We start from the raw sequence: 8,747 nt of genomic DNA, 5'->3' as shown, positions 1-8,747 counted from the left end.
CCATCCCGATGTAGACGCCCGCGTCGCTGTGATAGAGGCGCAGCGGCGTGTGGATGATGCCCAGCGCGATCAGCGTGTGGTTCAGGAGGCCGTCGTCCTTCAGGATGCCGATCCATGCGTACACGCGAATCAGGAACGACGTCCAGAACGGCAGCATCACGGCCATCATCAGCACGTTGCGGCGGTTCGGTTCCGAGCGCGCGATGTAGTACGCCATCGGATAGCCGATCAGCAGGCACAGCACGGTCGACACGGCGGCCATCTTCAGCGAGCTGAGGTAGGTCGCGATGTACAGGTCGTCCTGCAGCAGGAACGCGTAGTGCGACAGCTGCAGCGCGAAGTGCACGACGCCGTCCTTGATCTCGACGAGCGACGTGCACGGCGGGATGCCCATCACCTGGTCGGCGAAGCTGATCTTCAGCACCAGCACGAACGGCAGCGCGAAGAAGATCGCGAGCCACACGAACGGCACGCCGATCGCGACGCTGCGGCCCGACGGCAGGAAGCGCGACAGCATGGAGAAACGGCCCGGGCGCGCGCGGCCGGCGCCGGTGCTCGCGGCGCCGGACGACACCGGCGCGGACGGAGTGGAAGCTGAGGTTCTCATCGTGGCCTCCTCACTGCGTCAGCACGACGCCGCTGGCCGGCGACCACGACACGAACACGTCGTCGTTCCACGCCGGCGCGTTGTCGTTCATCAGGTGCGAGCTCGACAGGTTCGACACCACCGTCTTGCCGCTCGGCAGGCGCACGTGGTACAGCGAGTAGCTGCCCATGTACGCGATGTCGGTCACGACGCCGCGCGCCCAGTTGTGTTTCGAGCCCGGCTTCTCGCGCGACACGTGCACGCGCTCCGGACGCACCGAGATGCCGACCGGCATGCCGAGCGGGCCGGTCACGCCGTGGCTAACGTACATGCGCGCTTCGAGGTCGTCGCTCTCGACGAAGATGTGGTCGGGCTCGTCCTCGACCACGCGCCCTTCGAAGAGGTTGGTCGAGCCGATGAATTCGGCCGAGAAACGGCTGTTCGGGTATTCGTAGACTTCGCCGGGCGAGCCGATCTGCACGATCTTGCCTTCGCTCATCACCGCGAGGCGGCTCGCCATCGTCATCGCTTCTTCCTGGTCGTGCGTGACCATCACGCAGGTCACGTCGACCTTCTCGATGATGTTCACCAGTTCGAGCTGGGTCTTCTGGCGGATCTTCTTGTCGAGTGCGGACATCGGCTCGTCGAGCAGCAGCAGCTTCGGGCGCTTGACCAGCGAACGGGCGAGCGCGACGCGCTGCTGCTGGCCGCCGGAGAGCTGATGCGGCTTGCGCTTCGCGTACTTGCTCATCTGCACGAGCGCGAGCGCGTCGGCCACGCGTTCCCGGATCTCGTTCTTCGGCGTGCCTTCCTGCTTCAGGCCGAACGCGACGTTCGATTCGACCGTCATGTGCGGGAACAGCGCGTACGACTGGAACATCATGTTGACCGGGCGGCGATACGGCGGCAGCGACGCGAGGTCCTCGCCGTCGACGAAGATCTTGCCGGAGGTGGCCGTTTCCAGCCCGGCGAGCATGCGCAGTAACGTCGACTTGCCGCAGCCGGAGCTGCCGAGCAACGCGAACAGCTCGTTCTTCGCGATCGTCAGGTTCACGTTGTCGACGGCCGTGCTGTCGCCGAATTTCTTCACGACGTTTTCGATGCGGACGAAGGCGTCGTTCGGCTTGAGCATGTTCGTCGTCGGTCGATGCATCGCATCAGGTGTACTGAATGAATCCCGTTTCATGATGGTCCGTTTCAAGCAGGTAAGCGAATCTCAGGCGTCACGCGCGACCGGCGGCAGTCGGGCGGTGCTGGCGGAGAGGGATCGAGCGATTCCTCGTCCGGAACGAATGGCGCAACGAAACAGGCAGGGAAAACGCACGGCGATCGATGGCGATCAGTCGCGAACGACCGCGGCCACCGCGCTGGCTGTCATGAAGATTTCATCGGTTTTCATCGGGCTTTCCGCACGTTTTCGTCGTCTCCAGTGCGAATTTTTAAACCCGTCAAAAACCTTTTGGATCGCGGATTTCCGTTCCGGACATTGAACGGGATCGATGTTTGGGGAGGTTGGAAAACGGGGGCACGACCCGCCTCGCGCGGCAGCGCGGGCGCCCCGGCGGCACGGGCGCCGCCGGATGACACGGAAGACGAAACGGAGGGTGGGGAAAACGAGCAGCCGGACGGCTGCAACGCACGGCCTGGGCGCCGCGCAGGTGACGTCACTTCGCGTTCAGTTCCTTCCAGCGCCGGTACACGTCGATCGCGCCGCCGTGCTTCTGCTGCACCATCGGCAACCGGCGCGCCTCGATCGGCTTCGCATATTCGGCGTAGAACGTGTCGAGCTCGAAATACTTGCGGTCGTCGCGGTAGAACGGCGCGTAGTCCTCGCGCGTCGTGATGTAGACCACGCGTTTCGGGCTGCAGTAGTACAGCGCGCCGAGGCACATCGGGCACGGGCTCGCGAGAATGTAGATCTCGCAGTCGGTCAGGTGCTCGGTGCCGAGCTTGCGGCACGCGTCGCGCACCGCGAGGATCTCGGCGTGCGCGGTCGGGTCGCTGGTCTGCGCGACGAGGTTCGGGCTCTCCGCGACGATCTCGCCGTCGCGGACGATCACCGTCGCGAACGGGCGGCCGCCCTCTTCCACGTTCTTCATCGCAAGATCGATCGTGCGTTTCACAAAATCCATGGCTGCGTCCTCGTTGAAACGGCATGGCGCGAACGTGCGCCGGCCGGCGGCCGATGCACGTCGGGCGAGAGCCTGCACGGCACCGCTGCCGCGGCGCCGCGCCGGCGTCAGAACGGCTTGGTCGGCAGGTACTTGCCGTCGAGCGTGATCACCGCACGCGAACCGCCCTCGGGATCGTCGACCTTCTTCACGTCGAGCCGGAAATTGATCGCGCTGATGATGCCGTCGCCGAACTTCTCGTGGACGAGTGCCTTCAGCGTCGTGCCGTACACCTGCAGCATTTCGTAGAAGCGGTAAATGGTCGGGTCGGTCGGCACGCGATCGTCGATGCTGCCGCGCAGCGGGATCGTCTGCAGCAGCAGCACCGCGTCGTCGTCGAGGCCGAGCTTGTCGGCAACACTGCGCGCCGCATCGGCCGGCAGCGCATGCTGGCCGAGCAGCGCGGCCGTCACGAACGCTTCGCTCAGGCCCGTGCCTTCGGTGAGCTGCGCGAACGACAGGTTCTTGCGCGCCTTCGCGAGAACGACGGTCTCCGCGAGCGCGTGGCGGGCGGTCTGGCTGTGCTGGGACTGGATCATGGCAATTCCTCGTGGGTAGGTTGGAGCGAGTCAGGCCGCGACGGGAAGCGTCGCGGGTGTGGCGCGGACCTCGGGATGGTCCGCCAGGGAGACGAACCGGCCGGTCGCGCCGTCATGGGCGTCGATGCAGCCCGATTCGATGTCGTAGACCCAGCCGTGCAGCGCGAGCCGCCCTTCTTCGAGCGCGAGCCGCACGGCGGGGTGCGTCTTCAGGTTCGCCAGTTGCGCGACGACGTTCTCGCGCACCATCGAGTCGATCCGCTCGCGTTCGCTGCGATGCGTGCGCGCCTCGTTCACGACGCGCGCCGAATCGGCATAACGCAGCCAATGGCCGACTGCCGGCATGTGGTCCATGCACTGGCAGGTGGCAATCGCGGTCATCGCGCCGCAATCGGAATGGCCGCAGATCACGACGTCGGTCACGCGCAGCGCGGCCACCGCGTATTCGACGGACGCCGACACGCCGCCCGGCTCGGGGCCGTACGACGGCACGATGTTGCCGGCATTGCGGATCACGAACAGGTCGCCCGGTTCGCGCTGCGTGACGAGTTCGGGCACGAGCCGGCTGTCCGAGCACGAGATGAACAGCGCGCGCGGATGCTGGCTGCGCGCGAGATCGCGGAACAGCGTGGCGCGCGCCGGATACGCGTCGCGCTGGAACTTCAGGAAGCCTTCGATGATGTCCTTCATCGCGTGTTCTCCGGTGCGGGTGGAATCGATGAAGGGCAGGTTACGCCGGACTTCCAATAACGTAAAAGACTGATTTATGATCTACCGGATAAGCAGGACTTATAGGAACCGCCATGCTGCTGCGCCATATCCATTACTTCCTGGCCGTCGCCGAGCATCGCAGCTTCACACGCGCGGCCGCCGCGCTGCATGTGTCGCAGCCCGCGCTGTCCCAGCAGATCCGCCAGCTCGAGGAGACGCTCGGCGCGCAGCTGTTCGACCGCACCGGGCGCGTGACGCGGCTGACCGACGCCGGCGACGTGTATTTCCGCTATGCGCGGCAGGCGCTGCACGATCTCGCGGAAGGCCGGCGCGCCATTCACGACGTGCAGGATCTCAGCCGCGGCTCGTTGCGGATCGCGGTCACGCCGACCTTCACGAGCTATCTCGTCGGGCCGCTGATCGAGGCCTTTCACGGCCGCTATCCGGATGTGTCGCTGTCGGTGCGCGAGATGTCGCAGGAACGCATCGAGGCGCTGCTCGTCGACGATGAGCTCGATGTCGGCATCGCGTTCGACGAGGTGCAGACGGCGGATCTCGAAGCGCAACCGCTGCTGGTCGAAACGCTCGCGCTCGTCGTGAACCGCCGGCATGCGCTCGCCGGAAAACGCAAGGCCGGCCTGCGCGCGCTGCACGACGCGTCGCTCGTGCTGCTCACGGCCGAATTCGCGACACGCGTGCAGATCGACCGCTATTTCCGCGAGCACGACGTGCGGCCGCGCGTGTCGATGGAAGCGAATTCGCTGGGGGCCGTGATCGAGATCGTGCGCCGCACGAACCTCGCGACGCTGCTGCCCGCGACGATCGCGAGCGGCCACGACGATCTCGCCGCCGTCGCGCTGGATCCGGCCGTCCTGCGGCGCACGGCCGTGCTGCTGCAACGCAAGGGGGCATACCGGAGCGCGGCCGCGCGCGCGTTCGTCGAACTGGCGCTGGCGCATGGGGCGGGGCCTGTCAGGCGCGCGCGATGACCTCGGCCGCCGGGGTGCACGCCACGCGCCCTGGCGCTACCGGCAACCGATCGTGCCGCCGAACCGACTCACAGGAATACCGACATGCCGAACCTGCTACGCCGCCTGACACTCAACCCGGTCGCCATCGCGGCATTGCTGGCGAGCGCGGCCTGGTGGATCCACGCACAGACGCGCGCCGACGGCCCGTATCGCGTCGTGGGGTTCAACTACACCGATCGTGGTGTCTACAGTTTCGTGGTGGATGGCTTCGGCGCGGGCAGCGTGCACGCGCGCCAGTTCGGCGGCGGGGGCGGCACGATGTGCTGCATGAGCGTGCCGCGCGGCAAGAAGACCTGGCACGTCAGGATCACGTACGATCTGACGCCTGAAGAAGACGCCCGGAACCAGGCGCCCGACATCGTCGAAACCGACGTCGCCGTGCCGGCTTTGCCGAACCGGCGCGACGGTTACATCGAGTTCCATTTTCTACCCGGCCGCAAGATCGACGCCCGATGGGTGGCGTACCCGACGATGCCGCGCATGCGCGCCACCGGGTGACCGGGAAGGGACTGCGCAGCCCACCCGCCCGGCGCTGCGTCAGTTGTAACCGAGAATCGCCACCGCCGCGACGTCCGGCCGATCGATCGTATTCCCGACGAGCGACGTCATCGGCTCCTGCAGCACGGCCTGATACGACGTCACGCGCGGGGCCTCCGGCACGCCCGCGTCATCCGGTGCCGGTTCGTCGAACGCGGCATCGAAGCCGCTGTAAAACCCCGGTTGCTTCTGCGAAAAAGTCATCTCCACTCCTTTACCTGATCATGTTTTCGATGTTCTAACCGACCTGCTTCAACGCCGCCGCGTGCACCGCCGCGCCGTCATGCGCACTGTCATGCGCCGCCTCCGATCGCGCGAGCTGCGCGCGCGTGCGCCGCGTGATGTGAATCACCGCGAACACGACCGGCGCGATCAGCAGGCCTTCCGCCAGTTCGGGATCGACCGGCAGGTTCATCACGTGCAGCGCCTTGAACGCCGCCGTCGCGAGCGACAGCACGTAGTACGAAATGGCGGCCACCGACAGCCCCTCGACCGCGTGCTGCAGATGCAGCTGGTTGCGCGCGGTGCGCTCCATCCCGGCCAGCAGGCGCGTCACGTCCTTTTCCTGCGCGAGGTTCACGCGCGTGCGCAGCAGGTCGACCGCTCGCGCGATCCGCGCGGCGATCTGCTCGTGGCGCGCCCATACGCTGCGACAGGTTTCCATCGCCGGCGCGAAACGCCGCTCCATGAATTCGGCGATCGTCGGCATCCCTTCGATGCGTTCCTCGCGCAGCTCGTGGATGCGCGCCAGCACGAGCTTCTCGTACGCCCGCGACGCGCTGAAGCGCGCGCCCGATCCCGACAGCGACTCGACCCGCACCGCCAGATGCGTGAGCTTGACGAGCAGCGCGGTGTCGTCGCCGTCGGCGCCGCTCGCGTCCATCCGCTGCATCAGCGCATGGAGCGCCGCGTGGATCTCGTCGAGTTCGCGGCTCATCCGGCGCGCGACGGGCAGCGCCAGCAGGGCCATCATCCGGTACGTCTCGATTTCATGCAGGCGCTGCAGCAGGCGGCCGCCCTGCTCCTCGCGGAAATCCTCGTCGACGACGAGAAAGCGCATGAAACCGTCGTCGCGCACATGCCAGTCGCAGAACACCTTGCCGCCGCCGAGCACGTTGCTGCCGACGAGCGCGGGCCCGTCGATCCAGCGGCGCAGGTCGCCGCAGACGAGCCGCGCGGCGTCGCCCGTGAGCAGCTCCATGCGCACCGCGACGAAGCGGATGCCGGCAAGCCGCGCGAACCACGCGGCCGGAATGCCCTCGATCGCGAGATCGTCGAAATAACCGCTGTCGCGACGCGGCGCGACGAACGTGAAGGTCGAGAATTCGGTGTGGCGCTCCCACTTCAGGTGCCAGCCGCTCGGCGACTGCACCGCGTAATGCGTCGCGCCTTCGTGCGGCGCGGCGATGCCGGTATCGCGACACAGCGCGTGCAGCAGCGTTTCGTGGATGTCGGGCTGGCCGTCCGCGTAGATCGCGTAATGCGTGAGCGACACGGCTTCGGCGAGCCGCAGGAACGGCCGGGCATGCAATTCCGCGGCCAGCGCCGCGCGCAACGGATGGTCCATCATCGATACACCACGCTTCCCTGTTCAGTCCCGCACACCGGATCGTCCGGCCCGAACGCCGCGCCGCCCTCGGGCGAAACGTCAGCGTGATCGCACTATGGCAGACACACAGCAACAATAAAAACGCATAATGCTGATCGTTACGTTCAGTTTTCCTGATACCCATGAAGATGCTCGATCACGACGTGCTGGCCACCGTCGTCGCCGTCGCGGAGACCGGCAACATGACCCGCGCGGCCGAGGCCGTGAACCGTTCGCAGTCGGCCGTGAGCATGCAGATCAAGAGCCTGGAAGACGCGATCGGGCGGCCGCTGTTCGTGCGCAAGCCGCGCAGCATCGTGCTGACGCGCGAAGGCGAGGTGCTGCTGGGATTCGCCAGACGAATGCTGGCGCTGCGCGACGAGGCCTGGGCGGCCGTGGTGCGGCCGGAAGTGACCGGCAAGGTCGTGATCGGCGTGCCGGACGACTATGCGTCGTCGCTGCTGCCGTCGGTGCTGAAGAAGTTCTCGGCGACCTACCCGAAGGTCGAGATCCAGGTGATGGGGCTGCCGAGCAGCGCGCTCGCGCCGCTGATCAAGGAAGGCACCGTCGATCTCGTCTGCGGCACGCGCATCAAGGGGCTGTCCGGCGACTTCATCCGCCACGAGCCGATGGCGTGGGCCGCGATGACGAACGGGCCGCGCGTGTGGGAAGAGCGGCCGCTGCCGATCGCCGTGTTCATGCCGGGCAGCGTCGCGCGCGAGAACGCGATCCGCAGCCTCGAACGCGCGAAGGTGCCGTACCGTACCTCCTATGAAAGCCCGAGCCTGCTCGGGCTGCTCAGCATGGTCGAGGCCGGCCTCGCGGTCGCGCCGCTCGCGCGCTGCGCGATTCCCGCGCAACTGTCGATGCTCGGCCGCGCGCACGGGCTGCCCGACCTGCCGCCGCTCGAACTGATTCTCGCGCGCAGCACGAAATCGAAGCGGCCGCCGTGCGACTTTCTCGCGGAACAGTTGATGGAAGACCTGCAGCGTCAGACCGGGCAGACCGGCGACGCGTGATCAGCGCATCGCGCCGAACCCGGCCGCGCCCAGTGCCGCGTTGACGTTCGCGGCCACCTGATCGACGAGCGCTTCCAGCGTATCGCCGCATACCTGCGTGTGTTCCGGTGCGACATGCTCCGCGCGTTGCCAGCCCCACTGCGCGCCCGACGCGACCGACAGCGTCGCGCCGAAGCGGTTGCCGTGGCGGCGGCCGAAGGTGCTCACGCGCCGCCCGGCCATGTAGTCCTGTTCGGGCAGACAGAGCCGGATCTCGACCGCGACCTGGTCGCGATCGTTGACGCGCGCGGCCGGGCTGACCGTCGCGGCGAACACCTTGCCGATCCGCCAGGTCACGTCGCGCTCCCACGCCGCGAGCGGCCCGCCGGCCGCGTCGACCCGCTCGGTGTCCACCGACCACTGATGCCGGTCGGGCACGACGATCGCCTGATGCAACAGCATTTCGGCCACGCGCACCGTCGTCATGAGCTGACGCGCGAGTTGCTGGCCCGACGGCAGCGACGCCGCCCGTACCCGGCCGTTTGCCGGCTGCACGACAGGTACTGCTTCCAATAGATCCATGACT

General features: G+C 67.1%; 11 protein-coding genes and 1 pseudogene. 4 read left to right on the top strand and 8 right to left on the bottom strand.

Annotated elements, in window-relative coordinates:
• A pseudogene (locus tag E9536_RS31455) lies at positions 1-607 on the bottom strand (putrescine ABC transporter permease PotH); the annotation flags it as partial.
• A gap of 10 nt (positions 608-617) precedes the next feature.
• Positions 618-1,739, bottom strand: a complete 1,122-nt coding sequence (gene potA / locus E9536_RS31450; protein WP_226194523.1) for a polyamine ABC transporter ATP-binding protein — start codon at positions 1,737-1,739, stop codon at positions 618-620.
• Between potA and E9536_RS31445 the strand changes: the two genes are divergently transcribed.
• Entirely contained in the window at positions 1,711-2,076 is a 366-nt protein-coding gene (locus E9536_RS31445) for a hypothetical protein (protein WP_162269115.1), read from the top strand. The two genes, potA and E9536_RS31445, sit on opposite strands and share 29 nt — an antisense overlap.
• Positions 2,077-2,250: 174 nt before the next feature.
• On the opposite strand, the gene E9536_RS31440 is transcribed toward E9536_RS31445, so the two are convergent.
• The 3 genes from E9536_RS31440 to E9536_RS31430 form a co-directional block, all read right to left on the bottom strand.
• A complete protein-coding gene (locus tag E9536_RS31440) occupies positions 2,251-2,718 on the bottom strand; it encodes a nucleoside deaminase (protein ID WP_124819131.1) in 468 nt (155 codons plus the stop codon).
• A 107-nt stretch (positions 2,719-2,825) separates the two neighbouring features.
• The gene (cynS, locus tag E9536_RS31435; RefSeq protein ID WP_014900458.1) at positions 2,826-3,296 is read right to left on the bottom strand and encodes a cyanase; all 471 of its coding nucleotides are present in this window, start codon (positions 3,294-3,296) and stop codon (positions 2,826-2,828) included.
• A gap of 30 nt (positions 3,297-3,326) precedes the next feature.
• Positions 3,327-3,986 carry a carbonic anhydrase gene (locus E9536_RS31430; RefSeq protein WP_027789886.1) on the bottom strand — a complete coding sequence of 220 codons (660 nt, stop codon included), beginning with the start codon at positions 3,984-3,986 and terminating at the stop codon, positions 3,327-3,329.
• A 113-nt stretch (positions 3,987-4,099) separates the two neighbouring features.
• On the opposite strand from E9536_RS31430, the gene cynR reads away from it, so the two are divergent.
• Positions 4,100-4,996 (top strand): transcriptional regulator CynR, encoded by an 897-nt coding sequence (gene cynR / locus E9536_RS31425; RefSeq protein WP_136472001.1) that lies wholly within the window; start codon positions 4,100-4,102, stop codon positions 4,994-4,996.
• Between the two features lie 84 nt (positions 4,997-5,080).
• Entirely contained in the window at positions 5,081-5,536 is a 456-nt protein-coding gene (locus tag E9536_RS31420) for a DUF3304 domain-containing protein (RefSeq protein ID WP_211097512.1), read from the top strand.
• 39 nt (positions 5,537-5,575) lie between these two features.
• Here E9536_RS31420 and E9536_RS31415 read toward each other — a convergent pair whose 3' ends face one another.
• Positions 5,576-5,779 carry a hypothetical protein gene (locus E9536_RS31415; RefSeq protein WP_136472000.1) on the bottom strand — a complete coding sequence of 68 codons (204 nt, stop codon included), beginning with the start codon at positions 5,777-5,779 and terminating at the stop codon, positions 5,576-5,578.
• A gap of 34 nt (positions 5,780-5,813) precedes the next feature.
• Positions 5,814-7,145, bottom strand: a complete 1,332-nt coding sequence (locus E9536_RS31410) for a DUF3422 domain-containing protein (protein ID WP_136471998.1) — start codon at positions 7,143-7,145, stop codon at positions 5,814-5,816.
• A 161-nt stretch (positions 7,146-7,306) separates the two neighbouring features.
• Between E9536_RS31410 and E9536_RS31405 the strand changes: the two genes are divergently transcribed.
• Positions 7,307-8,182: a LysR family transcriptional regulator gene (locus tag E9536_RS31405; protein WP_021160509.1), complete on the top strand. Its 876-nt coding sequence runs from the start codon at positions 7,307-7,309 to the stop codon at positions 8,180-8,182.
• Here E9536_RS31405 and E9536_RS31400 read toward each other — a convergent pair whose 3' ends face one another.
• Entirely contained in the window at positions 8,183-8,743 is a 561-nt protein-coding gene (locus E9536_RS31400) for a hypothetical protein (RefSeq protein WP_060194308.1), read from the bottom strand. It lies immediately after the preceding gene.
• Positions 8,744-8,747 lie beyond the last annotated feature (4 nt).

Origin of the sequence: Burkholderia sp. LS-044, assembly GCF_004803625.1 — a bacterium.
GTDB classification, from domain to species: Bacteria; Pseudomonadota; Gammaproteobacteria; order Burkholderiales; family Burkholderiaceae; genus Burkholderia; species Burkholderia cepacia.
This window is presented reverse-complemented; position numbering and strand designations above follow the sequence as displayed.

Excerpts from the sequence above, each read along its gene's own strand:
- cynR (WP_136472001.1), top strand. The coding sequence starts at position 4,100 with ATGCTGCTGCGCCATATCCATTACTTCCTGGCCGTCGCCGAGCATCGC.
- E9536_RS31410 (WP_136471998.1), bottom strand. The coding sequence starts at position 7,145 with ATGATGGACCATCCGTTGCGCGCGGCGCTGGCCGCGGAATTGCATGCC.
- E9536_RS31405 (WP_021160509.1), top strand. The coding sequence starts at position 7,307 with ATGAAGATGCTCGATCACGACGTGCTGGCCACCGTCGTCGCCGTCGCG.
- E9536_RS31440 (WP_124819131.1), bottom strand. The coding sequence starts at position 2,718 with ATGGATTTTGTGAAACGCACGATCGATCTTGCGATGAAGAACGTGGAA.
- E9536_RS31420 (WP_211097512.1), top strand. The coding sequence starts at position 5,081 with ATGCCGAACCTGCTACGCCGCCTGACACTCAACCCGGTCGCCATCGCG.
- cynS (WP_014900458.1), bottom strand. The coding sequence starts at position 3,296 with ATGATCCAGTCCCAGCACAGCCAGACCGCCCGCCACGCGCTCGCGGAG.
- E9536_RS31400 (WP_060194308.1), bottom strand. The coding sequence starts at position 8,743 with ATGGATCTATTGGAAGCAGTACCTGTCGTGCAGCCGGCAAACGGCCGG.
- potA (WP_226194523.1), bottom strand. The coding sequence starts at position 1,739 with ATGCATCGACCGACGACGAACATGCTCAAGCCGAACGACGCCTTCGTC.
- E9536_RS31415 (WP_136472000.1), bottom strand. The coding sequence starts at position 5,779 with ATGACTTTTTCGCAGAAGCAACCGGGGTTTTACAGCGGCTTCGATGCC.
- E9536_RS31430 (WP_027789886.1), bottom strand. The coding sequence starts at position 3,986 with ATGAAGGACATCATCGAAGGCTTCCTGAAGTTCCAGCGCGACGCGTAT.